We start from the raw sequence: 23,337 nt of genomic DNA on the forward strand, positions 1-23,337 counted from the left end.
CAGCGTCGGCGCGATCCACCAGCACTTCGGCGCCGCCCACGACGGCCCCGACTGGCGCCCCGCCCACCACATAGGCCCCGCCGAGTTCGGCGTCCGCCCCACCCGCCGCGTCTCAGGACTCCCCGACGTCCCGCCCTACGTCCCCCGCGACTGCGACACCGAACTCGCCGCGAAGCTCACCCAGTACGGACTCGTCCTGCTGCTCGGCAAACCGGTCACCGGCACGTCGTACGCCGCGTGGCACGCCGCCCACCACCTCGACGGCCACCAGCTCTACGCCCCCGAGCGCGGCGCGGATCTGCGCGCCCTGCTCGGCAGCCTCAAGGGGAAGCCGGGCCGGTACCTGCTGTGGCTCGACGACATCGAGGGCCACCTCGGCGAACGGGGCCTGGAACCGGGCCTGCTGGGGCGGCTCACGGCACTCGGCGTGCGCATCCTCGCCACCATGGACGCCGACGCGTACTACGAGCGGCGGACCGGATCGACCCCCGGCGACCGGGTGGTCGCCCACGCGCACACCGTCGAACTGCCCCGCACCTGGAGCGAGTCCGAGTTCGCGCGGCTCGCCGAGCAGGTCGAGGACCCGCGCGCGTACGAGGCCCATCTGTGGACCGACGGCGGTAACCCGGCCGCGTACCTGGCGCTCGGCCACCTGCTGTACGAGGAGTGGATCCGGCTGAGCGCGCGGAACGCCGACCCGGACGGCGTCGCGCTCGTCCGGGCCGCGCTCGACGTGGCGCGGTGCGGATACGCCGGCCCGGTGCCGCTGGACCTGCTGCGGCAGCTCGGGGCGCCGGGCGACACCGACTGGGCGGCCGGGGAGCGGATCGGGAACGTCGGCTTCCTGATGCCGGGGGAGCGGCCCGGGACCTGGCGGGCCCACGGGGCGCTCGTGGCGGGCGCGCTGCGGACGGCGGGGGAGCCCGCCACGGACGAGCTGCGCTGGCGGGTGTTCGACGCGGCGGACCACCGCGGCCCCGAGGAGGCGGCCGTCGGCGACGCACTCGCCGCCGTGCTGCGGCCCCGCGCCGAGGCGGGCGAGGCCGACGCGGCGCACGGCATGGGCCAGCTGGCCCGGCTGGCCGACGACCCGGAGCAGGAGGAGCGGTGGTTCCGGCAGGCGGCCGACGCCGGACACGAGGCGGCCGTCGAGGACCTCGCCGTCCTGCTCGTGGCGGACGGCGAGTTCACCGCGGCCGTCCCGTACCTGGAGACGCTGGCCGCGGCGGGCAGGACCTGGGCGGCCCTGCAACTCGCCGATCACCACCGCGCCCGCGCCGAGGAACTGCTCACCGGCGCGGTGGAGGCGTCGGTGCCGTCCGGGCAGGCGGCGCTCAGCCTCGGCGACCTGATCAGCGGCACCCCCGGCCGCGCCGAGGAATCGATGAGCCACTACCTCGCGGCATGGGGCGCCGGCGTCGGCGACGCGGCCCTGCGCATCGCGGGCCTGCTGCACGACTGGGGCAGGCCCCAGGAGGCCGAGCCCTGGTACCGCTGCGCCGCCGAGGCGGGCGACACCCTCGCCGCCTACTACCTGGGCGTCTTCCTCTTCAACGCGGGCGAGCGCACCCCCGAGGTCCACACCCTCCTCACCCGTGCCGCCGCGGCGGGCCACGCCGCGGCGGAGACCGCCCTCGGCATGCTCGCGGAGGAGCGGGGCGACCGGCGGGAAGCCCTCACCCACTACGAGAAGGGCGCCGAGGGGGACCACCCCGAGGCCCCCTACCGGATCGCGCTCATGGCGGACGACCCGGCCGTCCGGGACGACTGGCTGCACAGGGCCGCGGAGAACGGCCACTACGACGCGAGCAGGACCACCGGGACGATCGCGCCGCGCCCGCCGGATACCGTCGACGGGTGACCGAAAGCCCCACCCCGCAGCCCGCCATGCCCGAACTCTTCACCTGGGAGTTCGCCGGCGACCCGTACCCCGCCTACGCCTGGCTGCGCGAGCACTCACCCGTGCACCGCACCACGCTGCCCAGCGGCGTCGAGGCGTGGCTGGTCACCCGCTACGCCGACGCCCGCCAGGCCCTCGCCGACCAGCGGCTCAGCAAGAACCCGGACCATCACGACGAGCCGTCCCACGCCAAGGGCAAGACGGGCATCCCCGGCGAGCGCAAGGCCGACCTGATGACCCACCTCCTCAACATCGACCCGCCGGACCACACCCGCCTGCGCCGCCTCGTGTCCAAGGCGTTCACCCCGCGCCGGGTGGCCGAATTCGCCCCCCGGGTCCAGGAGCTGACGGACCGGTTCATCGACGACTTCGCCGCCCGCGGCGAGGCGGACCTGATCCACGAGTTCGCCTTCCCGCTCCCCATCTACGCGATCTGCGACCTGCTGGGCGTCCCGCGCGAGGACCAGGACGACTTCCGGGACTGGGCGGCGATGATGATCCGGCACGGCGGGGGCAAGCGCGGCGGTGTCGCTCGCGGGGTCAAGAAGATCCGCGACTACCTGGCCGACCTGATCCACCGCAAGCGCGAGGCACTCGGCGACGACCTGATCTCGGACCTCGTCCGGGCGTCCGACCACGGCGAACACCTCACGGAGAACGAGGTGGCGGCCATGTGTTTCGTGCTGCTCTTCGCGGGGTTCGAAACCACCATCAATCTCATTGGGAACGGCACCTATGCGCTGTTGACGGATGAAGAGCAGAGAACCGCGTTGCAGGAAGCGGTGGACGGCGAGGATCTGCAGCTGCTTGATTCCGGAATCGAGGAGATGCTGCGCTTCGACGGCCCGGTCGAGGTGGCCACCTGGCGGTTCGCCACGCAGCCCTTGGAGATCGGCGGGCAGGACATCGCTGTGGGCGATCCGGTTCTCGTGGTTCTCGCCGCGGCCAATCGGGACCCGTCCCGGTTCGCGGAGCCGGACGTCCTGGACCTGGCCCGCAAGGAGAACCCGCACCTGGGGTTCGGGCATGGCATCCACTACTGCCTGGGGGCACCGCTGGCCCGCCTCGAAGGGCGAACGGCCCTGGCGACCCTGCTGCGCCGCCTGCCCGACCTGAAGCTGGCCGAGGACCCCGCCGAGCTGAGGTGGCGCGGCGGCCTCATCATGCGCGGACTGCGCAGCCTGCCGGTCGAGTTCACACCGCGTCAGGCATAGCGGTCACGTCCCGTTTCGCACCTTAAGTGAGCCCTAAGGAACTGACGGATCGTCAAACCTGTGACTTTCACGTGATCTGCGCTGCATCGACTTGTGACAAGCGTTCGAGTCCCGCTACGTTCACCAGTCATCGCGACACATGCACAACAGGCACCACTCTTCCCACTCGTCGCGTGCAGCATCAGTCTCGCGAAAGGCAACCGCATGCTCTCCGGGAACGGTCGTCACCGTCGCCCCCGTCAGGCTCCTGCTCTCGTCGTCGCCTTCGGCGTCACGGGAAGCGCCATCGCGATCCCGCTGCTCGCCGCGACGAGCGCGAGCGCCGCCTCCACCACCACCTGGGACAAGCTCGCCGAGTGCGAGAGCGGTGGCCAGTGGAGCCTGGACGCCGGCAACGGCTACTACGGCGGGCTCCAGTTCTCGCAGGAGATGTGGGAGCAGTACGGCGGCCTCGACTTCGCCCCGCGGGCCGACCAGGCCAGCCGCTCGCAGCAGATATCCGTCGCCGAGAAGGTCCTCGACGCCCGGGGCCCCCTCGCCTGGCCGAGCTGCTCGATCACCGCGGGCCTCACCCAGGGCGACGACTCCGCCGACGTCGACCCGGGCGCGAGCCCCTCCCCGCAGGCGTCCGACTCCGCGGGTGACGGCCAGGGATCGGACGGCTCGGGAGAGAAGAATCACGGCAAGTCCGGTGAGTCCGGCAAGGCCGATGAGTCCGGCGAATCGGGCGATCCGTCCGACTCCCCGTCAGCTGACGCCTCGGGAGATACCTCCGGTAACAAGGAGAGTGGCGAGCCGACGGACGACGCGACCGGCAAAACGGACAAGTCGGGTCGACTCGACTCCGCTTCCCCGGCCGCTCCGGACGCCTCGGAGTCCGCCACGCCGTCCTCGTCGGCCCCCGCCGACGACGCCACCGGCGGCCGGCACCGCGGCGACCGCGCCCCGGACGACACCGCCGACTCCCGTACGGGGGACGGCCGTCACGCCTCCCGCGACACGGAGCGCGGCGACGGTGACTACACGGTCCGCTCCGGCGACAACCTGTGGGACATCGCGGACGCCCAGGACGTGCGAGGCGGTTGGTCCACGCTCTACGACCTGAACAAGGAGACGGTCGGCTCCGACCCGGACCTCATCCTTCCTGGTCAGAGTCTGGATCTTGGTGTCGAATCGGGCGAAAAGTAGCGGGAGTTCAGGGTGGGTTGAGGCTCGTATGTCCACTTTTGCTCGAGTGAGACATGAGTCTCAAAGACCCTGATCGTCTTTGAAATCGGGCGGATCTACTGCTTAACGTCGTCACCGCTCGCCACTGCGGGCCCCGATGGACGTCACGCCGAATCCTGCCAACGTCCGTACGGGAACAGTCGACGCGTCAGCGCCGTAGGCAGGAGCGGGGGACCCAGGTAAGCGCCGTCGAGGGAGACCGAGACGGCTTGGGGTTAAGCCGCGCACAAGGTTGCGCGGCCGGGCACTCACTGGCCCGAACCCGACAGCTCACCTCGTAGGCGTCGGTGAGGGGATCTCTCCATGCTGTTCTCCAGCAAGGGCAAGCACCGCCGCCCGTCCAAGGCCGTCCGTGTCGCCACGCTCGCCGGTGTCACCGGTGCCGCCGTCGCCGTCCCGCTGATGGGCGCCACCTCCGCCTCCGCCGCCTCCACCTCCGAGTGGGACCAGGTCGCGCAGTGCGAGTCCGGTGGCAACTGGTCCATCAACACCGGCAACGGCTACTACGGCGGCCTCCAGTTCTCGGCCTCCACCTGGGCCGCGTACGGCGGCACCGCCTACGCGTCCACGGCCAACCAGGCCTCCAAGGCGCAGCAGATAGCCGTCGCCGAGAAGGTCCTCGCCTCCCAGGGCAAGGGCGCCTGGCCGAGCTGTGGTGTGGGCCTCTCGGGCGCCTCCACGTCCAACTCCGCGCCGGCCGCCGAGCCGCAGCAGCAGTCGCAGCCGCAGGCCCAGCCGAAGCAGGCTCAGCCGAAGCAGCAGGAGCGCTCCGACTCCTCGACGACCACGCGGTCCGAGAAGCGCGAGACCGTCACCACCCCGACCGGCAAGAAGGTCGAGAAGGGTGACGGCGAGTACAAGGTCAAGTCCGGTGACACCCTCAGCAAGATCGCCGAGGCGCACGGGACGACCTGGCAGAAGGTCTTCAAGCTGAACAAGGACATCGTGTCCGACGCCGACCTGATCTACCCGGGTCAGCAGCTGCACCTGAAGTAAGCAGCGCGCCGCACGTATATAGGGGAACCCGGCATCGGCGGACGCCGAGATCCCTTCCCGTCCCCAAAACGGGCCGCTCATCGCGCCCCCCGTCTCCGGAATCCGGAGGTGGGGGGTTTCGCGTGTCCGCCGTGCCCGGCGACGGTCGCCGGCCCGGCAGAACGGATTCCGTCACCCGGTCGCCACCACCCCGCTTTGTTTAGGTCGGGAACATTTTGCTAACGGCCGTGTCCACGAGACGGGCGGTCGGCTGGCCGATGCCCCGGAGGCGGTTAGGCTCAAGGGGTCGGGGCCGTGCATCGCGGCCCCGCATAGCCCGCGTCACATCCCAGAAGGAGATGCTCGTGCCGTCCATCGACGTCGTCGTAGCCCGGGAAATCCTGGACTCCCGAGGCAACCCCACGGTCGAGGTCGAGGTCGGCCTCGACGACGGCAGCACGGGTCGTGCTGCTGTTCCGTCCGGCGCCTCCACCGGTGCCTTCGAGGCCATCGAACTCCGTGACGGTGACCCCAACCGTTACCAGGGCAAGGGCGTCGAGAAGGCCGTCCTCGCCGTCATCGAGCAGATCGGCCCGGAGCTCGTCGGCTACGACGCCACCGAGCAGCGCCTGATCGACCAGGCGATGTTCGACCTGGACGCCACCGACAACAAGGGCTCCCTCGGCGCCAACGCCATCCTCGGCGTCTCCCTCGCCGTGGCCCACGCCGCCTCCGAGGCCAGCGACCTGCCGCTGTTCCGCTACCTCGGCGGTCCGAACGCGCACCTGCTGCCCGTCCCGATGATGAACATCCTGAACGGTGGGTCGCACGCCGACTCCAACGTCGACATCCAGGAGTTCATGATCGCCCCGATCGGCGCGGAGTCCTTCTCCGAGGCGCTGCGCTGGGGCACCGAGGTCTACCACACCCTCAAGAAGGTCCTGAAGAGCAAGGGCCTGGCCACCGGCCTCGGCGACGAGGGCGGCTTCGCGCCGAACCTCGGCTCGAACCGCGAGGCCCTCGACCTCATCCTCGAGGCCATCAAGGAGGCCGGCTACATCCCCGGCCAGCAGGTCGCCCTCGCGCTCGACGTCGCCGCCTCCGAGTTCTACAAGGACGGCAAGTACCTCTTCGAGGGCAAGGAGCGCTCCGCCGCCGAGATGACGGAGTACTACGAGGAGCTCGTCTCCGCGTACCCGCTCGTCTCCATCGAGGACCCGCTGTACGAGGACGACTGGGCCGGCTGGAACGTCATCACCGAGCGCCTGGGCGACAAGGTCCAGCTCGTCGGCGACGACCTCTTCGTCACCAACCCGGAGCGCCTGGCCCGTGGCATCGAGGAGAACTCGGCGAACGCCCTCCTGGTCAAGGTCAACCAGATCGGCTCGCTCACCGAGACCCTGGACGCCGTCGAGCTCGCCCAGCGCAACGGCTTCAAGTGCATGATGTCGCACCGCTCGGGCGAGACCGAGGACGTGACGATCGCGGACCTCGCCGTCGCCACGAACTGCGGCCAGATCAAGACCGGCGCCCCGGCCCGCTCCGAGCGCGTCGCCAAGTACAACCAGCTCCTGCGCATCGAGGAGATCCTGGACGACGCCGCGGTCTACGCCGGCCGCAGCGCCTTCCCGCGCTTCAAGGGCTGACCTCCCCTGACGCCGTAGTTACGTACGTCCCCGCACTCGGTCCCGTACCGTGTGCGGGGACGTACGTACGTATCGGGGAGGCGAGCAGGCGATGGCCGGTAAGGTCCGCGACCGGAACAAGGACCGGTCCGCCGCGTTCTCCACGGCCACCCGCCTGAGGCTGCTCGGTGAGCAGACCGCCGAGCGCGTCTACCGCTCGCAGAACAAGCGCCAGGCCCGCCGCTCCCGCCTCACCGGCCGCGCGGCGCTCCTCGCCCTCGTCCTGTGCACGCTGGTGGTCGCGCTCGCGTACCCGATAAGGCAGTACGTCTCCCAGCGCGGCGAGATCGAGGACCTCCAGCGCCAGCAGCAGGAGGCCAAGGAGCGGGTCGACCGGCTCCGCGACGAGAAGGCCCGCTGGCAGGACGACGCGTACGCCGAGCAGCGGATCCGCGAGCGGCTGCACATGGTGATGCCGGGCGAGACCGGGTACGTCGTGCCCGACCCGCGCGCCACCGCGTCGAGCCGCGCCGAGCAGGGCGAGACGGACCGCCCCTGGTACTCGAACGTCTGGGACGGCGTCGACAAGGCCGACCGCGCGGACAACTGACCCGCCTCCCGCACTTCACCCCTCCCTGATCCACGTACACGAAAGACAGTCAGAGACAGTCATGGAAACGCCCCCGCCCCAGACCGAGTCCACCGCGCCCACGGACGCCGACATCCACGCGTTCCAGGAGCAGCTGGGGCGTCCGCCGCGCGGCCTGCGGGCCATCGCGCACCGCTGCCCCTGCGGCAACCCGGACGTGGTCGAGACGGCCCCGCGCCTGGAGGACGGCACGCCGTTCCCGACGACGTTCTACCTGACGTGCCCGCGCGCCGCCTCGGCCATCGGCACGCTGGAGGCCAACGGCGTCATGAAGGAGATGACGGAGCGCCTGGGGACCGACCCGGAGCTGGCGCAGCAGTACCGCGCCGCCCACGAGGACTACATCGCGCGCCGTGACGCCATCGAGGTGCTGGAGAACTTCCCGAGCGCGGGCGGCATGCCCGACCGCGTGAAGTGCCTGCACGTCCTCGTGGCCCACTCCCTGGCCGCGGGCCCCGGCGTGAACCCGCTGGGCGACGAGGCGATCGCGATGCTGCCCGAGTGGTGGAAGAAGGGTGCCTGTGTCACCGCGGAGGAGGCCAAGTGACCCGCGTCGCCGCGATCGACTGCGGTACGAACTCCATCCGGCTGCTGGTCGCGGACGCGAACCCGCAGACCGGTGAACTCGTCGACCTGGACCGCCGGATGACGATCGTCCGGCTCGGCCAGGGCGTCGACCGGACGGGCCGCCTGGCCCCCGAGGCGCTGGAGCGCACGTTCGCGGCCTGCCGCGAGTACGCCGCCGTCATCAAGGAGCACGGGGCGGAGCACGTCCGTTTCGTCGCGACGTCGGCCTCGCGCGACGCCGAGAACCGGGACGAGTTCGTGGCCGGCGTCCTGGACATCCTGGGCGTCGAGCCCGAGGTGATCACGGGCGACGCGGAGGCCCAGTTCTCCTTCACGGGTGCGACGAAGGAACTGACAGGACGCGCCGACCTGGACAAGCCCTACCTGGTCGTGGACATCGGCGGCGGCTCCACCGAGTTCGTCGTCGGCGACGACGCGGTGCGTTCGGCCCTCTCCGTCGACGTCGGCTGCGTCCGCATGACGGAGCGCCACCTCGTCGGCGAGGACGGCAAGGTGACGGACCCGCCGACCCCGGCGCAGATCGAGGCGATCCGCGCGGACATCGCCGAGGCCCTCGACAAGGTCACGCAGATCGTCCCGATCCGCTCCGCGCGCACGCTGGTCGGCCTGGCCGGTTCGGTCACGACGGTGGCGGCGCTGGCGCTCGGGCTCCAGGAGTACGACTCGACGGCGATCCACCACTCCCGGATCCCCTACGAGAAGGTCGCCGAGCTCACCGACTGGCTGCTGGCCTCGACGCACGACCAGCGCGCCCTGAAGCCGGTCATCCATCCCGGCCGGGTCGACGTGATCGCCTCGGGCGCGCTCGTGCTGCGCCTGATCATGGAGTGGACCGGGGCCCGCGAGGTGGTCGTCTCCGAGCACGACATCCTCGACGGGATCGCCTGGTCCATCGCCTGACGATGCGCCTGGCGAATCGCCAGGCGCGAGGGCTCGCCTGAGCGTGTCCCACCCCGTCCGAGCACCGGAAACGGGGGTCCCGACACGCTTCGGCGACACCCCGTCGGGAAAGTTCGTGAAGTTCTTCACAAGGAATTCGGTCCCATTGGCGGCTGTTACGAGCCCTTGGGCCCGTCCGGGGGTGCCGCAGGACACTTCTGCCCGGGGTTTACGAGGTTCCGCGCGTGTTACGCGCGGATGAAAACCGTGAGTGGTCCAGTGCCGCCAAATGCTCACTGTGGCTGCTCAAGAGGGGTGAGCAACGACCGGGGGTGCTCCGTGGTTCCCTCCGCGGACCATGACATGGGTCACGTGGGCGGCGAAGTGTAGCAGAGGCCTCACCCGTGCTTGTGAAGGGGCGCACGAGCGACCCCCTCCAGTCGGGTGGATACTCGATGGCATGAGCACCACGGAGCGTCCCAGGATCCTCATTGTCGGGGGTGGGTACGTAGGCCTGTACGCGGCGCGACGCATCCTGAAGAAGATGCGTTACGCGGAAGCGACCGTCACGGTCGTCGACCCGCGCTCGTACATGACGTACCAGCCCTTCCTCCCCGAGACCGCCGCCGGCAGCATCTCGCCGCGCAACGTTGTCGTACCGCTGCGACGCGCTGTGCCGGGCGCCGAGATTCTCACCGGCCGCGTCACCACCATCGACCAGGACCGCAAGGTCGCCACGGTCGCCCCGCTCGTCGGCGAGGCGTACGAGGTGCCCTTCGACTACCTGGTGATCGCGCTCGGCGCGGTCTCCCGCACCTTCCCGACGCCGGGCCTCGCCGAGGTCGGCATCGGTATGAAGGGCGTCGAGGAGGCCATCGGCCTGCGCAACCACGTGCTCGAGCAGCTCGACAAGGCCGAGTCGACGACCGACGAGGAGATCCGCCGCAAGGCGCTCACCTTCGTCTTCGTCGGCGGTGGCTTCGCGGGCGCCGAGACCATCGGTGAGGTCGAGGACCTGGCGCGCGACGCGGCCAAGTTCTACAAGAACGTGAAGCGCGAGGACATGCGCTTCGTGCTCGTCGACGCCGCCGACAAGGTGCTGCCCGAGGTCGGCCCGGAGCTCGGCCAGTACGGCCGCAAGCACCTGGAGTCCCGCGGCATCGAGGTCTACCTGAAGACCACCATGCCGTCCTGCGTCGACGGTCACGTCGTGCTCTCCAACGGGCTCGAGGTCGACTCGAACACCGTCGTGTGGACCGCCGGCGTCAAGCCGAACCCGGCCCTCTCGCGCTTCGGTCTCCCGCTCGGCCCGCGCGGCCACGTGGACACCCAGGCCACCCTCCAGGTCGCCGGCAGCGACTACATCTGGGCCGCGGGCGACAACGCCCAGGTGCCGGACCTCGTCGGCCGCAAGGCGGGCAACGAGAACGCCTGGTGCCCGCCGAACGCGCAGCACGCCATGCGCCAGGCCAAGGTCCTCGGTGACAACGTGGTCTCCGGCATGCGGGGCTTCCCGCAGAAGGAGTACAGCCACAGCAACAAGGGCGCCGTCGCGGGTCTCGGCCTGCACAAGGGCGTCGCGATGATCGTCATGGGCAAGATGAAGATCAAGCTCAAGGGCCGTCTCGCCTGGTACATGCACCGTGGCTACCACGGTCTGGCCATGCCGACCTGGAACCGCAAGGTCCGGGTGATCGCCGAGTGGACGATCAACATGTTCCAGAAGCGCGACATCACCGCGCTCGGTGCCCTGGAGACTCCGCGCGAGGAGTTCTACGAGGCCGCCAAGCCGGCGCCCAAGCCCGTGGTCGAGGAGAAGAAGGCCGAGGCCAAGGCCTCCTGACCCGGCTCAGTGCCATCCCCGAAGGGGCCGCTCGCCATCCGTGGTGCGAGTGGCCCCTTCGGTTTTTCCCCGACCAGATACATGGCCTCTACAAGTATTTTGCCGTTCCGTGACGCGATAACGGGACTGCGCAAGCGGCCTGTTGGTGTTTACGTGGTGTTGGACCGTTCCGGGATTTCCCTCGTCACGGAGGTGTGCGCCATGCAGGACGCCGCACAGCGGCTGAAGAATCTCGCCGAGCAGCTGCTCGGCGCCGAGCTCCCGGTGCGGCTGCGCGCCTGGGACGGCTCGGAGGCCGGGCCCCCGGACACGCCGGCCCTCGTCGTACGCAATCGCCGCGCGCTGCGCCGACTGCTCTGGAAGCCGGGCGAGCTGGGGCTCGCCCGCGCCTGGGTGGCCGGCGACCTGGACGTGGAGGGCGACCTGTACGAGGCGCTGGAGGTCATGGCCGGGCTGATCTGGGAGCGCCCCGATGAGGAGCGCAGGAGCCTCGTGGAGGCGCTCAAGGACCCGGAGGTGCGGGGCGCGGCCCGCGAACTGGTCAAGCTCGCCGGACCGTTCCTGCCACCGGCCCCGCCCGCAGAGGAGATGCGCCGCAGGGGCCGTCTGCACCTCCACACCAAGGGCACCGACAAACAGGCCATCAGCCACCACTACGACGTCGGCAACGACTTCTACGAGCTGGTCCTCGGCCCCTCGATGGTCTACTCGTGCGCCTACTGGGAGTCGCCGGAGTCGACGCTGGAGTCCGCCCAGCGCGACAAGCTGGAGCTGATCTCCCGCAAGCTCGGCCTCAAGCCAGGGATGCGCCTCCTCGACGTCGGCTGCGGCTGGGGCTCGATGGCCGTGCACGCGGCCCGTGAGCACGGCGTGAGCGTCGTCGGCGTCACCCTCTCGCAGGAGCAGGCCGCGTTCGCCAGGAAGCGCGTCGCCGACGAGGGCCTCACCGACCGCGTCGAGATCCGCGTCCAGGACTACCGGGACGTGCGCGACGGGCCGTACGACGCGATCTCCTCCATCGGCATGGCCGAGCACGTCGGCTCCGCGCGGTACCTGGAGTACGCCACCGATCTGTACGCCCTCCTCAAGCCCGGCGGGCGGCTGCTCAACCACCAGATCGCGCGGCGGCCCCAGGAGGACGAGTCGGCGTACGAGGTCGACGAGTTCATCGACGCCTACGTGTTCCCCGACGGCGAGCTGGCGCCCGTCGGCACCACCGCGGGGCTGCTGGAGCGGGCCGGGTTCGAGGTGCGCGACGTCGAGGCCATCCGCGAGCACTACGCGCTCACGCTGCGGCACTGGGTGCGCAACCTGGAGGCCCGCTGGAAGGAGGCCCTGAAGCTGGTCAGCCCGGGCCGGGCCCGGATCTGGCGGCTCTACATGGCGGCCTCCGCACTGAGCTTCGAGCGCAACCGCATCGGCGTGAACCAGATCCTCGCGGTGAAGACACCGGTGAGCGGGGCCTCGGGGATGCCGCTGCGGGCCCGTACCTGGAACGTCTGACGCGCGTCCCGCACCACGCCGTACGACGGAGGGGCCCGACGGTGACATCACCGGCGGGCCCCTTCCGCGTACGACTGCCGTACGGCTACTCGGACTTGATCGCCGCCAGCATGTTCAGCCGGGCCGCGCGGCGGGCCGGCCACAGGGCCGCCAGGATGCCGACCACCGCGGCGAGCGCCAGGAAGATCCCCATCCGGCCCCAGGGCAGGATCAGCGCGTACGTCGACATGCTGTTGCCGATGAGCTGACCGGCCGCCCAGCCGAAGAACACGCCCAGGCCGATGCCGAGCACGCCGCCGAACAGGGAGATCACCAGGGACTCCAGGCGGACCATGCGCTTGATGCCCTTGCGGTCGATGCCGATCGCGCGGAGCATGCCGATCTCCTGCTGGCGCTCGAAGACCGACATGGCCAGGGTGTTGATGACGCCGAGGACGGCGACGATGACCGCCATGGCGAGCAGGCCGTAGAGCATGTTCAGCATCAGCGTGAACATCTGCGCGATCTCGTTGGAGATGTCCTGGCGGTCCTGGATCTTGACCGCGGGGTTCTCGCCGAGGGCCTTGGTCAGCTTGTCCTTGGTGGCGTCGGAGGTGCCGCCGGACGTCTTCAGCATGACCTGCATGTCGGAGACGCCGTCGGTGATGTGCGGGTTCAGGGTCGAGGAGTCGAGCATGATCCCCCGGATCATCTCGTTGCCCTCGTAGACGCCCGCGACCGTCAGCCGCTGCTCCTTGCCGTCCTCGTAGTGGGCGGTGAAGGCCGAGCCGGCCTTCCAGCCGTGGTCCTTCGCGGTCTTGTCGTCGACCACGACGTCGCTGCCGCCGACCGTGAACGTGCCGTTGTCCACCGGGAGTTCGGCGAGCCGGCTGATCGTCTTCCCGTTGACACCGGTCAGGTACTCGGTGCTGCCGTCGATGCGCGAGGGCGAGTTCGACAGACCGCTGGTGGCGGTGACGCCGGGCGTCCCGTCGAGCGTCTTGAGGACGTCGGGCGAGAGCGCGTTCCCGTTCGCCATCGAGACGACGTAGTCCGCCTTGAGGGAGTCGGCCGCCATCTTGTCGATCGCCGACTGGACGCTGCCCGCGATCACCGTCAGACCGGTGATGAGGGTGAGGCCGATCATCAGGGCCGAGGCGGTGGCGGCGGTGCGGCGCGGGTTGCGGACCGAGTTGAGGCGGGCCAGCTTGCCGGCGATGCCGAAGGCGCGCAGCACCGGGGCGGCGGCCGCGATCAGCGGGCGGGACAGCAGCGGCGTGAGGATGAAGACGCCGATGACCAGCAGACCGGCACCGAGACCCATCGGCAGCTGCCCGGAGTCGCCGCTCATGGTCGTCGCGGCGAGCACGGCCGTGACACCGGCGGCCGAGACGAGCGCGCCGAGCGTGTTGCGCAGCACCAGGGACTTGGCGGTGGGGGCGGCGTGCACCGCGTTCATCGCGGCGACCGGCGGGATCTTCGCGGCGCGGCGGCCCGGCAGCCAGGCGGCCAGCATCGTGATCAGGACGCCGACGACGAGCGCGGAGACGACCGTGCCGGGGGAGACGACCAGCGGGCCGTCCGGGATGATCGCGCCGGTCCCGTCCATCAGCGCCCGCATGCCCGCGCCGATGCCGATGCCGACGCCCAGACCGGTGACGGCGGCGACGGCGCCCACGAAGAACGCCTCCAGCAGCACGGACCGGGTGACCTGGCGGCGCGAGGCACCCACGGCGCGCAGCAGCGCGAGCTCCTTGGTGCGCTGGGCGACCAGCATCGTGAAGGTGTTGGCGATGATGAAGATGCCGACGAACAGGGCGATGCCCGCGAAGACCAGCAGCATCGTCTTCATGGAGCTCATCGACGACGAGATCATCTCGGCCTGGTCGTCGGCGAGCTGCTTGCCCGTGTCGGTGTCGACCGCGGCGGTGCCCAGCGCCTTGTCGAGGTTCCGCTTGAGCTGTTCCTGGCTCGTCCCGGCCGCGGCGGTCACGTCGATCTCGTCGTACGCGCCCTGCTTGTGGAAGAGCTGCTGCGCGGTCGCCGTGTCGAACAGGGCGAGGGAGCCGCCGGCCGCGACGTTGCCGTCGTCCGTGGTGAAGATGCCGGTGACGGTGGGCGTGAGCACCGGTCCGTCGATGGACATCCGCACCTGGTCGCCGACCTTGTACCCGGCCCGCTTCGCGGTCTCCGCGTCGAGGGCGACCTGGTGCTCGCCGCGCGGGGCGGCGCCGTCGGTGAGCGGGTAGCGGTCGTCGGGCTCGGCGGCGGTGCCCGAGTAGTTGCCGCCCTTGGTGGAGAAGCCGTTGCCGACGAGCTTGCCGTCCTGGTCGGCGACGGCCGCGTAGCCGCTGACGACGCCGGTCGCGGAGGCGGCGCCCGGCACGCTCCGCGCCTTCTTCAGGGTGGCGTCGGTCAGCTTCGTGGACCTGCCGACCCTGTCGCCCTCGGACTTGGTGGAGCCGGGGGTGACGGCGACGTCCACGTGGTCGAAGCCCTTGGAGGACGACTTCTCCAGGGCGGAGGAGATGGTGTTGGTGAAGACGAGGGTGCCGGTGACGAAGGCGACGCCGAGCATGACGGCGAGCACGGTCATCATCAGGCGGGCCTTGTGCGCGAAGACGTTGCGCAGGGCTGTCTTGAGCATGGGTGAGGTCCAGGTATTCGGAGCCACTCCGGCGATCGAGGAGCGGGGCCCGGGGCGGGGCCCGTGGCGTGCGCGCCGTAGGGGCTGATGAGGGGTCGGCGGCTGCCGGCCGGTGGGGCTTCTCGCGCAGTTCCCCGCGCCCCTCAGGGGCGCGTCCGCACGGTCGGGTCAGCTGGTGCGGCCCTTTGCGTCGAAGCGCTTCATGCGGTCCAGGACCGTGTCCGCCGTCGGTGCGTGCATCTCGTCGACGATGCGGCCGTCCGCCAGGAAGATCACGCGGTCCGCGTAGGCCGCAGCGACCGGGTCGTGGGTGACCATCACCACGGTCTGGCCCAGCTCGCGCACGGAGTTGCGCAGGAAGCCGAGGACCTCGGCGCCGGAGCGGGAGTCCAGGTTTCCGGTGGGCTCGTCGCCGAAGATGATGTCGGGCTTGGAGGCCAGGGCGCGGGCGACCGCCACGCGCTGCTGCTGGCCGCCGGAGAGCTGCGAGGGGCGGTGGCCGAGGCGGTCGGCGAGGCCCACCATCTGGATCACGTTCTCCAGCCACTGCTTGTCGGCCTTGCGGCCCGCGATGTCCATGGGGAGCGTGATGTTCTCCAGGGCGGTCAGCGTCGGCAGCAGGTTGAACGCCTGGAAGATGAAGCCGATCTTGTCCCGGCGGAGCCTGGTGAGCTGCTTGTCCTTGAGGGAGCCCAGCTCGGTCTCGCCGATCCGGACCGAACCGGAGGAGAAGGTGTCCAGGCCCGCGACGCAGTGCATCAGCGTCGACTTGCCGGAGCCGGACGGGCCCATGATCGCGGTGAACTCGGCCTGCCGGAACTCGACGGAGACCCGGTCGAGCGCGACCACCTGGGTCTCACCCTGTCCGTAGACCTTCGACAGATCCGTGGCGCGGGCGGCCGCCGTGGTGGTCCGGCCGGCGAGAGGGGTGGTGGTCACGGGTGGGTGCTCCTGTCGGTGCGACGTTCGGGGACCGTTCCATCGTCCCGGCGGATCGGAGCCGTGGAGTCAGTCGCAGTTCCCGTTCCGAGGGGCGACTCGGGTCGGACCGGGGGAGGCTGTGTCATACCTGGGGATGACACGGGACCCTGAGAAGCGGGCACCCGCCGGGACGCCCCCGGCGGAGGTGAAATCCCGTCAATCCCCTGGAGTGCGCCCTTGCCCGTGACAAGGCCTCCGGCAAGTGCGGATGGAGCTTGTAGTGGTCTGATGCACCCTCAGACGTCAATAAAATAAGACAACATCGGGCTGTTGTTCCGCTGATCGGGGGATGCCGCCGGATAGGCTCGGACGGTCGATGCGGAGCCCCACAGCCTGCCCGGATGGTGGAATGCAGACACGGCGAGCTTAAACCTCGCTGCCCTTCGCGGGCGTACCGGTTCAAGTCCGGTTCCGGGCACCTCCGTCCTCCCCTTCCCGTTTCCCCCTCGTTTCCCGTCCCGCCGCCTTTGCGGGCCTTGCCACAGGTATGTGTGCCCGGCGCGGGATCCGCCGCGCACGAGGGGGATCGGAGATCGCGAACTCCCTTGCTGGGCACGGTCCTTGGTGTGCGCACGCACCCTGCCGGCAGTCGCCGCCCGCTCCCGTCCACCGCCCGGCCATTGACACCCGTGCGACCGGGGCGGAGGATCCCGCCAGAGCCGCAATGAACGAAAGTTCACCAGGCGAACACGAGTGAACGAACGCACAGACGCGAGAGGGATCCGTATGCGCACCACCGTCGGCATCATCGGAGCGGGCCCGGCCGGACTGCTCCTGGCCAGGCTCCTGCACAACGCCGGGATCGACTCCGTCGTCCTGGAGAGCCGCGACCGCGCGTACGTGGAGCAGCGCCAGCGCGCCGGGATCCTGGAGCAGGGCACCGTCGACGTGCTGCGCGAGGCCGGCGTCGGCGCCCGCATGGACCGCGAAGGAATGCCCCACGACGGCATCGAGCTGCGCTTCGACCGCCGCCGCCACCGCGTCGACTTCCCGGCTCTGACCGGCGGGAAGCAGGTCATGGTCTACGCCCAGACCGAGGTCTGCAAGGACCTCATCGCGGCCCAACTCGCCGACGGCGGACCCCTGTTGTTCGAGGCGGAGGCGCTGGCGGTGGAGGGCGCGGACACGGACGCGCCGCGCGTCCGGTTCCGGCACGAGGGCCGCGAGGACGTCCTCGACTGCGCCTACGTGGTCGGCTGCGACGGCTTCTGGGGCGTGGCCAGGAACGCGATACCGGCGCCGGAGTCCGCGACGTACGAGCGCACGTACCCCTTCGGCTGGCTCGGCATCCTCGCCGACGTAGCCCCGTCCCACGACGAGCTGGTCTACGCCCGCTCCGACCGCGGCTTCGCGCTCCTGTCCATGCGCTCGCCCTCGGTCACCCGCGCCTACCTCCAGGTCCCCGAGGGCACGGACGCCGCCGACTGGTCCGACGACGCGATCTGGGACGAGCTCGACCGCCGCCTGGCGGTCGACGACCCGGCCTGGCGGCTGGCCCGCGGACCGATCACGCAGAAGTCCGTCACCCCGATGCGCTCCTACGTCCACGAGCCCATGCGGCACGGCCGGCTCTTCCTCGCCGGTGACGCGGCGCACATCGTCCCGCCGACCGGCGCGAAGGGTCTCAACCTCGCCGTCGGCGACGTCGTCACGTTCGCCCGCGCCCTCGTCGCGGCCACGGAGAAGGGCGACGCCGCGCTCCTCGACGCGTACTCGCAGACCTGCCTGCGCCGCGTCTGGCAGGCCGAGCGGTTCTCCTACGCGATGACCACGATGCTGCACCGCGCGCCCGACGCCACCGCGTTCGACGACAAGATCCAGCTCGCCCGGCTCGACCGCCTGACCACGTCGAAGGCCGCGGAGGCCGATCTCGCGGAGGCGTACACCGGTTTCCCGCTGTGATCGCCGCCGGGCGGAACATCACGGGGCCCGGCCACGTTCGTAGAAGCAGAAAGGGGTAACAGGATGAGAAAGATCCTCCCTGAGCACTAGGGCCGGATCTTTGCCAAGCTATTACTCTTGTGGCAAGGCCATACACGGTGGCCATGGAGGAGTGAAATGAGGAGCAGCAACCCGGTCTTCTCGCGACGGGGGTTCAGCCGCGACAACGGCTACGCGCAGTTCAACACCGCGCAGCAGCCGCAGGCCGGGGGCCCCGCAGTCGGGACGCAGGCCAATCCGTACGGCCAGGCCCCCGCCGGCAACCCGTACGCGCAGAACCCCTACGCGCAGCAGGATCTGCAGTACGGCGCTCCGCAGGCGCCCACCACCACCGGCCGCATGACGATGGACGACGTCATCATGCGCACGGCGACCACCCTCGGTCTCCTCGTCGTGACCGCCGCGCTCGCCTGGGCGCTGCTCCCGGTCGACGAGGCCAACATCAACAAGTCGTACGGCATCGCGATCGGCGCCGGCCTCGTCGCGATGGTGCTCGGCTTCGTGCAGGCCTTCAAGCGCAAGGCGTCCCCGCCGATCATCCTGGCGTACGCCGCCCTCGAGGGTGTCTTCCTCGGCGTGCTCTCCAGCATCGTCGACAACTACATCGCGAGCGGTGCGGCCATGCAGGCCGTGCTCGGCACGATGGCCGTGTTCGTCGCGGTCCTCGTCGCGTACAAGGCGGGCTGGATCCGCGTCAACCGCCGCTTCTACGGCTTCGTGATGGCCGCGGCGATGGGCTTCATCCTGCTGATGGCGGTGAACCTGCTGTTCGCGCTGTTCGGCGGCGGTGACGGCCTGGGCTTCCGCAGCGGTGGCCTCGGCATCCTGTTCGGCGTCATCGGCATCCTGCTCGGTGCCTGCTTCCTGGCCCTGGACTTCAAGCAGGTCGAGGACGGCATCGCGTACGGCGCCCCGAAGGAAGAGGCGTGGCTCGCCGCCTTCGGTCTGACCATGACGCTGGTCTGGATCTACATGGAGTTCCTGCGGATCATCGCGATCCTGCAGGGCAACGACTAACCGGCCGTCCGGTAGCTGTCTCGGGCCCGCGCACCCTTCGGGGTGCGCGGGCCCTTGGCTTACGGGGAGTCGGGGCGCGGCTCGGCCCGCCTCAGCCGAATCGGCGGGCGGCGCGCCTCAGGTCGTACTCGTGGATGATCGCTTTGGCATGGCCGTACGCGAGATCGTGCTCCCCGCGCAACCAGCTGACCTTCTCTTCGAAGCGAAGGAAGCAGGGGCCATCTTCGACGGTGCGCAGCCAGTCGGAGACTTCACGACCGGTGCAGTGGGGGATTCGAGCCAGCAGATTGCGGTGGGTCTCCTCGGAGAAGACTTGGGACATCGGCGCCTCCGGAACGCTTCGATGTGGCCGGTCCTTCACGCCACCGTGCCTGAGCGTTGGGGCCTTGTAAACAGCTACAGTTCGCCGGGTGCTTGATACGACGCCTTTGACCGCAGCGGTGGATCAGTTCGCGGACCGGCTCAGAGCCGCGCCGCAGAGTCGGCTCCAGCGGGGGGCCGCCGCGGAGGCGCTGGCGCTGGCCAGGGAACTCTCGGCGCGGGCCCAGCTGTTGGACGATCCCGCGGGGGTCGTCCGGGAGATGCCGGACGCGGGGATGTTCGCGGCGGCCGATCAGATCACGGTGGCCGGGCGGGATCTGGCGGTGTCCCTGCGGGGGGCCGGGGAGCTGGCGGAGGCCGTGGAGCTGGTCGAGGCGGCGATGAAGCGGGCCGGCGTCTAGCGGGTCGCTCCGTGGGTTCGGCGGGTTCTTGCCGGGTGCGGGTCCGGTGGGGGCTGGTCGCGCAGTTCCCCGCGCCCCTGGGGCGCGAGAAGCCCCGCCGGGCCGCAGTCGGCGAACAAGCAGTCGTGGCTACGGCGCTCAACCGTGGCCCGCGAACGGCTCAGGCCGAGGCTATGACGCGGTCCGCCAGGATGTAGACGCTGGCGCCGGCGCACTCGAAGGTCAGGGCGTACGCGCCGGAGACGCCGGAGCCGCCGAGGAGGACCGGGGTGTCGCCGTCGCGCAGGGCCGCGGCGAGCTGCTCGGCGGTCTCCCGGTGACCCGGGGTCATGCAGAGCGTGGTGCCGTCGGCGAAGACGTAGACGTCGAGCGTGCCGAGCGGGCCGGGGCGGACGTCGGACAGGGCCGTGCGCGCCTGCGCCAGCTCCTCCAGACACGCCACCGTGCGCTCGTGGTCGCTGGAGACGGGCGACTGGACCGGGACGAAGTCCGGGTGCGAGGGGTGGCGGCGGCGGGCCGCGGCCAGCTCGGCGGACTCCCCGGCGAACTCGTCCTCCGGCTCCAGGGCCGGCTCGACGACCGGCTCGAGACCGGCGAAGTCGGCCTGGCGCGGCATGAAGAACTCGTCGCCGAGCGCACCGCCACCGGTCAGGAACGGCGGCAGGTCGGACGTGTCGCGCGCCTCCTGCGCCGCCCAGAACGCCCGCGCCTCCGCCAGCTCGCGCTCCCGCTCCTCGGCGAGTGCGTCGGCGACGGCGCCGCGTATGGCGTCCGTGTCGGGAGTCGTGCGAGCCGCCGGCACGCCCGGACGCACGGCATCCGCGCGATCACGGGCCAGCTCCTTGCGGAGGTCCGCGATCTGCCGACGCAGGCCCCGGACGTTGTGCAGGGTGGCGGCGCCGACGGCCGTGGCAGCGGCCGTGGCGAGCAGCAATGCAAAGGGGATGGCGCTCACTGACGTACTCCCGGTTTCAAGTCGACCCCCGACTTCCTACATCAGCTTGAAGCCTGGACGAACCAGCTGTCAGTGCATTACGTCACGAATTGGACAGGTCTTTTGGCCGGGCGTTTAGCCCCGATATGGCCTGGGTACCGGGCTGACCTGCGAAAATCCATCTCCCCCGAGATGCATGTCACATCCTGGGGGAGATTGGATCACGATTGCATAGACGGATTCAGGTCAGCTCCGGCTCTGCTCTGGTCAGTTCCGGTCAGCTGAGGCGCTCGATGACCATCGCCATGCCCTGACCGCCGCCGACGCACATGGTCTCCAGGCCGAACTGCTTGTCGTGGAACTGGAGCGAGTTGATCAGCGTGCCGGTGATCCGGGCGCCGGTCATGCCGAAGGGGTGGCCGACGGCGATGGCGCCACCGTTCACGTTCAGCTTGTCCTCGTCGATGCCGAGGTCGCGGGCGGACGGGATGACCTGCGCGGCGAACGCCTCGTTGATCTCGAACAGGTCGATGTCCGAGACGGACAGGCCGGCCAGCTTCAGGGCGCGCTTGGACGCCTCCACCGGGCCCAGGCCCATGATCTCGGGGGAGAGGCCGGAGACACCGGTCGACACCACGCGGGCGAGCGGGGTCAGGCCCAGCTCGCGGGCCTTCGTGTCGGACATGATCACGAGGGCGGCGGCGCCGTCGTTCAGCGGGCAGCAGTTGCCCGCCGTGACCAGGCCGTCGGGGCGGAAGACGGGCTTGAGGCCCGAGACGCCCTCCAGGGTGACGCCGGCGCGCGGGCCGTCGTCCTTCGACACGACCGTGCCGTCGGGGGTGGTCACCGGGGTGATCTCGCGCTCCCAGAAGCCGTTCTTGATGGCTTCCTCGGCGCGGTTCTGCGAGCGCACGCCGAAGGCGTCCATGTCCTCGCGGGTGATGCCCTTCAGGCGGGCCAGGTTCTCGGCGGTCTGACCCATCGCGATGTACGCGTCGGGGACCAGGCCGTCCTCGCGCGGGTCGTGCCAGGTGGTGTTCTCCTGCTGGGCGACGGCCGCGGTGCGGGCCTCGGCCTCGGCGAAGAACGGGTTGCGCGTGTCGGGCAGCGAGTCGGAGTTGCCCTTCGCGAAGCGCGACACCATCTCGACGCCGGCCGAGATGAACACGTCGCCCTCGCCCGCCTTGATGGCGTGCAGCGCCATGCGCGTGGTCTGCAGGGAGCTGGAGCAGTAGCGGGTGACGGTGCAGCCCGGGAGGTGGTCCATGCCCATCTGCACGGCCACGATGCGGCCGAGGTTGTTGCCCTGCTCGCCGCCGGGGAGGCCGCAGCCGAGCATCAGGTCGTCGATGTCGTGCGGGTCGAGCTCGGGGACCTTGGCGAGGGCGGCCTGGATGATCGTGGCGGTCAGGTCGTCCGGCCGCAGATCCTTCAGGGAGCCCTTGAAGGCGCGGCCGATGGGGGAGCGGGCGGCTGAGACGATCACTGCTTCGGGCATCACGGCTCCAGAGGGTTCGTTGACCTTTTCAGGCGGGACCGTCTGGGAAGTTACCCGTACGTACTGCTCAGGTCACCGGCATGGGTGTGTGACCCCCGCCGCATTTTTCTAAGCGCTTGCTCAGCGCTCCGCGTCGAACGCTTGGGTGACCCCGCTCCTCAATCGCCGGAGGGGCTTGGATTGCCGGACGTGGCCGGGACCGGGTCCTGGGTGGAGAGTTGGCGGCGGCGGCGTCGCTTGAGGAGGGCCCACGGGCCGCGCGGCCCCGTGGGCATGGCGGCAGTGACCTCCGTGCCGCCCTCCTGGACCGCCCGGGCCGCCGCACGGGCCACCGGCAGGAAGCCCTCGGCGCGGGAGACGTCCGGGCGCTCCTCCTCCGGCCACAGGCCCAGGGAGGCGCACAGCGTGGGCAGGACGGCCATCGCCGCCGTCGCGTAGCCCTCCGCCGAGGGGTGGTAGTTGTCGGGGCCGAACAGCTCGCGCGGGTTCGCCGAGAACTCCGGGCCCAGCAGATCGCCCAGCGAGACGGTGCGCCCGCCCTGCTCCACCGTGCCGATCGTCTGCGCCGCGGCCAGCTGCCGCGACGCCCGCCGGGCCAGCCAGCGCAGCGGCTGCTGCACCGGCTCCACGGAGCCGAGGTCGGGACAGGTGCCCACGACCACCTCCGCACCGGCCGTGCGCAGCCTGCGGACCGCCGAGGACAGGTGGCGTACGGACTTGGTGGCGGGGATGCGGTGCGTGACGTCGTTCGCGCCGATCATGATCACGCAGACGTCCGGCTGCCAGGCCGGATCGGCGAGGATCAGCGCCACCTGGCGGTCCAGGTCGTCGGACTGGGCGCCGGGCAGCGCCACGTTGCGCAGCTCCACCGTGCGCTCGGCCACCGCCGCGAGTCCCGACGCGAGCAGCGCCGCCGGCGTCTGCCGGGCCCGGTGCACGCCCTGCCCCGCGGCCGTGGAGTCGCCGAGCATGGTGAAGCGCAGGGGCTGCGCCCCCGACGTCGCGTACGCCCTGCCGTACAGGCCGTCCGCCGACGGGACGTGCACCGGGTCCGTCCCGTGGTTGCCGACCTGGCGGCGCGCCATCTGGACCTCCGCAAGAACCACGCCGACGGCGGCCGCGCCGAGCAGCCCGATCCCGCCGCCGCCGTACGCCGCCCCCGCGGCGATCCGCCGTGCCACCCTCGCCCTGCTCGACATGTTCCGCGGCCACCTG

Annotated in this window: 19 protein-coding genes, 1 tRNA gene and 1 riboswitch; of the genes, 14 read left to right on the top strand and 6 right to left on the bottom strand. The window is 70.6% G+C overall.

From position 1 onward, the window contains the following. From M4J07_RS06820 to M4J07_RS06865, 10 genes are all read left to right on the top strand, one after another. Positions 1 to 1,861, top strand: a 1,861-nt coding sequence (locus M4J07_RS06820; RefSeq protein WP_255968418.1) for a hypothetical protein, incomplete at its 5' end; no start/stop codon positions are given. A 26-nt stretch (positions 1,862 to 1,887) separates the two neighbouring features. Beyond that, positions 1,888 to 3,114 carry a cytochrome P450 family protein gene (locus M4J07_RS06825; protein WP_255968544.1) on the top strand — a complete coding sequence of 409 codons (1,227 nt, stop codon included), beginning with the start codon at positions 1,888 to 1,890 and terminating at the stop codon, positions 3,112 to 3,114. Between the two features lie 204 nt (positions 3,115 to 3,318). Beyond that, entirely contained in the window at positions 3,319 to 4,302 is a 984-nt protein-coding gene (locus M4J07_RS06830; protein WP_255968420.1) for a transglycosylase family protein, read from the top strand. 181 nt (positions 4,303 to 4,483) lie between these two features. Beyond that, positions 4,484 to 4,640: riboswitch (cyclic di-AMP (ydaO/yuaA leader) on the top strand. Positions 4,641 to 4,644: 4 nt separating this feature from the next. Beyond that, a complete protein-coding gene (locus tag M4J07_RS06835) occupies positions 4,645 to 5,337 on the top strand; it encodes a LysM peptidoglycan-binding domain-containing protein (RefSeq protein WP_255968422.1) in 693 nt (230 codons plus the stop codon). Positions 5,338 to 5,681: 344 nt separating this feature from the next. Further along, complete coding sequence (gene eno, locus M4J07_RS06840; RefSeq protein ID WP_255968424.1) at positions 5,682 to 6,962, top strand: phosphopyruvate hydratase; 1,281 nt, start codon at positions 5,682 to 5,684, stop codon at positions 6,960 to 6,962. Between the two features lie 91 nt (positions 6,963 to 7,053). Then, on the top strand, positions 7,054 to 7,551 hold the full coding sequence (locus tag M4J07_RS06845) for an FtsB family cell division protein (RefSeq protein WP_255968426.1): 498 nt from the start codon (positions 7,054 to 7,056) through the stop codon (positions 7,549 to 7,551). A gap of 61 nt (positions 7,552 to 7,612) precedes the next feature. Beyond that, positions 7,613 to 8,137: a DUF501 domain-containing protein gene (locus tag M4J07_RS06850; RefSeq protein WP_255968429.1), complete on the top strand. Its 525-nt coding sequence runs from the start codon at positions 7,613 to 7,615 to the stop codon at positions 8,135 to 8,137. After that, positions 8,134 to 9,078, top strand: a complete 945-nt coding sequence (locus M4J07_RS06855; protein ID WP_255968431.1) for a Ppx/GppA phosphatase family protein — start codon at positions 8,134 to 8,136, stop codon at positions 9,076 to 9,078. The genes M4J07_RS06850 and M4J07_RS06855 overlap by 4 nt, the downstream gene beginning before the upstream one ends. Positions 9,079 to 9,517: 439 nt before the next feature. Continuing rightward, a complete protein-coding gene (locus M4J07_RS06860; RefSeq protein WP_255968433.1) occupies positions 9,518 to 10,900 on the top strand; it encodes an NAD(P)/FAD-dependent oxidoreductase in 1,383 nt (460 codons plus the stop codon). Between the two features lie 201 nt (positions 10,901 to 11,101). After that, entirely contained in the window at positions 11,102 to 12,403 is a 1,302-nt protein-coding gene (locus M4J07_RS06865) for an SAM-dependent methyltransferase (protein ID WP_255968435.1), read from the top strand. An 85-nt stretch (positions 12,404 to 12,488) separates the two neighbouring features. Here M4J07_RS06865 and M4J07_RS06870 read toward each other — a convergent pair whose 3' ends face one another. Both M4J07_RS06870 and M4J07_RS06875 read right to left on the bottom strand, forming a co-directional pair. Next, positions 12,489 to 15,029 carry an ABC transporter permease gene (locus M4J07_RS06870; protein WP_255968437.1) on the bottom strand — a complete coding sequence of 847 codons (2,541 nt, stop codon included), beginning with the start codon at positions 15,027 to 15,029 and terminating at the stop codon, positions 12,489 to 12,491. Between the two features lie 168 nt (positions 15,030 to 15,197). After that, a complete protein-coding gene (locus tag M4J07_RS06875) occupies positions 15,198 to 15,968 on the bottom strand; it encodes an ABC transporter ATP-binding protein (protein ID WP_255968439.1) in 771 nt (256 codons plus the stop codon). Between the two features lie 377 nt (positions 15,969 to 16,345). On the opposite strand from M4J07_RS06875, the gene M4J07_RS06880 reads away from it, so the two are divergent. From M4J07_RS06880 to M4J07_RS06890, 3 genes are all read left to right on the top strand, one after another. Next, a tRNA-Leu gene (locus M4J07_RS06880) sits at positions 16,346 to 16,428 on the top strand. Between the two features lie 308 nt (positions 16,429 to 16,736). Next, entirely contained in the window at positions 16,737 to 17,912 is a 1,176-nt protein-coding gene (locus tag M4J07_RS06885) for a 4-hydroxybenzoate 3-monooxygenase (RefSeq protein ID WP_255968441.1), read from the top strand. 156 nt (positions 17,913 to 18,068) lie between these two features. After that, a complete protein-coding gene (locus tag M4J07_RS06890; RefSeq protein ID WP_255968443.1) occupies positions 18,069 to 18,968 on the top strand; it encodes a Bax inhibitor-1/YccA family protein in 900 nt (299 codons plus the stop codon). Between the two features lie 91 nt (positions 18,969 to 19,059). On the opposite strand, the gene M4J07_RS06895 is transcribed toward M4J07_RS06890, so the two are convergent. Continuing rightward, complete coding sequence (locus M4J07_RS06895; protein WP_164559093.1) at positions 19,060 to 19,290, bottom strand: DUF4287 domain-containing protein; 231 nt, start codon at positions 19,288 to 19,290, stop codon at positions 19,060 to 19,062. A gap of 88 nt (positions 19,291 to 19,378) precedes the next feature. Here M4J07_RS06895 and M4J07_RS06900 point away from each other — a divergent pair, with 88 nt between their 5' ends. Next, a complete protein-coding gene (locus M4J07_RS06900) occupies positions 19,379 to 19,690 on the top strand; it encodes a hypothetical protein (RefSeq protein ID WP_255968449.1) in 312 nt (103 codons plus the stop codon). A 160-nt stretch (positions 19,691 to 19,850) separates the two neighbouring features. Here M4J07_RS06900 and M4J07_RS06905 read toward each other — a convergent pair whose 3' ends face one another. From M4J07_RS06905 to M4J07_RS06915, 3 genes are all read right to left on the bottom strand, one after another. Continuing rightward, positions 19,851 to 20,636 (bottom strand): hypothetical protein, encoded by a 786-nt coding sequence (locus tag M4J07_RS06905; RefSeq protein WP_255968547.1) that lies wholly within the window; start codon positions 20,634 to 20,636, stop codon positions 19,851 to 19,853. 265 nt (positions 20,637 to 20,901) lie between these two features. Continuing rightward, a complete protein-coding gene (locus M4J07_RS06910) occupies positions 20,902 to 22,122 on the bottom strand; it encodes an acetyl-CoA C-acetyltransferase (protein WP_255968451.1) in 1,221 nt (406 codons plus the stop codon). Positions 22,123 to 22,280: 158 nt separating this feature from the next. Next, a complete protein-coding gene (locus tag M4J07_RS06915) occupies positions 22,281 to 23,321 on the bottom strand; it encodes an SGNH/GDSL hydrolase family protein (protein ID WP_255968453.1) in 1,041 nt (346 codons plus the stop codon). Between the last annotated feature and the right edge of the window lie 16 nt (positions 23,322 to 23,337).

Source organism: Streptomyces longispororuber, from assembly GCF_024448165.1.
Classification (GTDB): Bacteria; Actinomycetota; Actinomycetes; order Streptomycetales; family Streptomycetaceae; genus Streptomyces; species Streptomyces longispororuber_A.

What these genes read in the sequence shown, in the direction of transcription:
- M4J07_RS06825 (WP_255968544.1), top strand. Translation starts at nt 1,888, where the DNA reads ATGCCCGAACTCTTCACCTGGGAGTTCGCCGGCGACCCGTACCCCGCC.
- M4J07_RS06830 (WP_255968420.1), top strand. Translation starts at nt 3,319, where the DNA reads ATGCTCTCCGGGAACGGTCGTCACCGTCGCCCCCGTCAGGCTCCTGCT.
- M4J07_RS06835 (WP_255968422.1), top strand. Translation starts at nt 4,645, where the DNA reads ATGCTGTTCTCCAGCAAGGGCAAGCACCGCCGCCCGTCCAAGGCCGTC.
- M4J07_RS06845 (WP_255968426.1), top strand. Translation starts at nt 7,054, where the DNA reads ATGGCCGGTAAGGTCCGCGACCGGAACAAGGACCGGTCCGCCGCGTTC.
- M4J07_RS06850 (WP_255968429.1), top strand. Translation starts at nt 7,613, where the DNA reads ATGGAAACGCCCCCGCCCCAGACCGAGTCCACCGCGCCCACGGACGCC.
- M4J07_RS06860 (WP_255968433.1), top strand. Translation starts at nt 9,518, where the DNA reads ATGAGCACCACGGAGCGTCCCAGGATCCTCATTGTCGGGGGTGGGTAC.
- M4J07_RS06865 (WP_255968435.1), top strand. Translation starts at nt 11,102, where the DNA reads ATGCAGGACGCCGCACAGCGGCTGAAGAATCTCGCCGAGCAGCTGCTC.
- M4J07_RS06870 (WP_255968437.1), bottom strand. Translation starts at nt 15,029, where the DNA reads ATGCTCAAGACAGCCCTGCGCAACGTCTTCGCGCACAAGGCCCGCCTG.
- M4J07_RS06885 (WP_255968441.1), top strand. Translation starts at nt 16,737, where the DNA reads ATGCGCACCACCGTCGGCATCATCGGAGCGGGCCCGGCCGGACTGCTC.
- M4J07_RS06890 (WP_255968443.1), top strand. Translation starts at nt 18,069, where the DNA reads ATGAGGAGCAGCAACCCGGTCTTCTCGCGACGGGGGTTCAGCCGCGAC.
- M4J07_RS06895 (WP_164559093.1), bottom strand. Translation starts at nt 19,290, where the DNA reads ATGTCCCAAGTCTTCTCCGAGGAGACCCACCGCAATCTGCTGGCTCGA.
- M4J07_RS06910 (WP_255968451.1), bottom strand. Translation starts at nt 22,122, where the DNA reads ATGCCCGAAGCAGTGATCGTCTCAGCCGCCCGCTCCCCCATCGGCCGC.
- M4J07_RS06915 (WP_255968453.1), bottom strand. Translation starts at nt 23,321, where the DNA reads ATGTCGAGCAGGGCGAGGGTGGCACGGCGGATCGCCGCGGGGGCGGCG.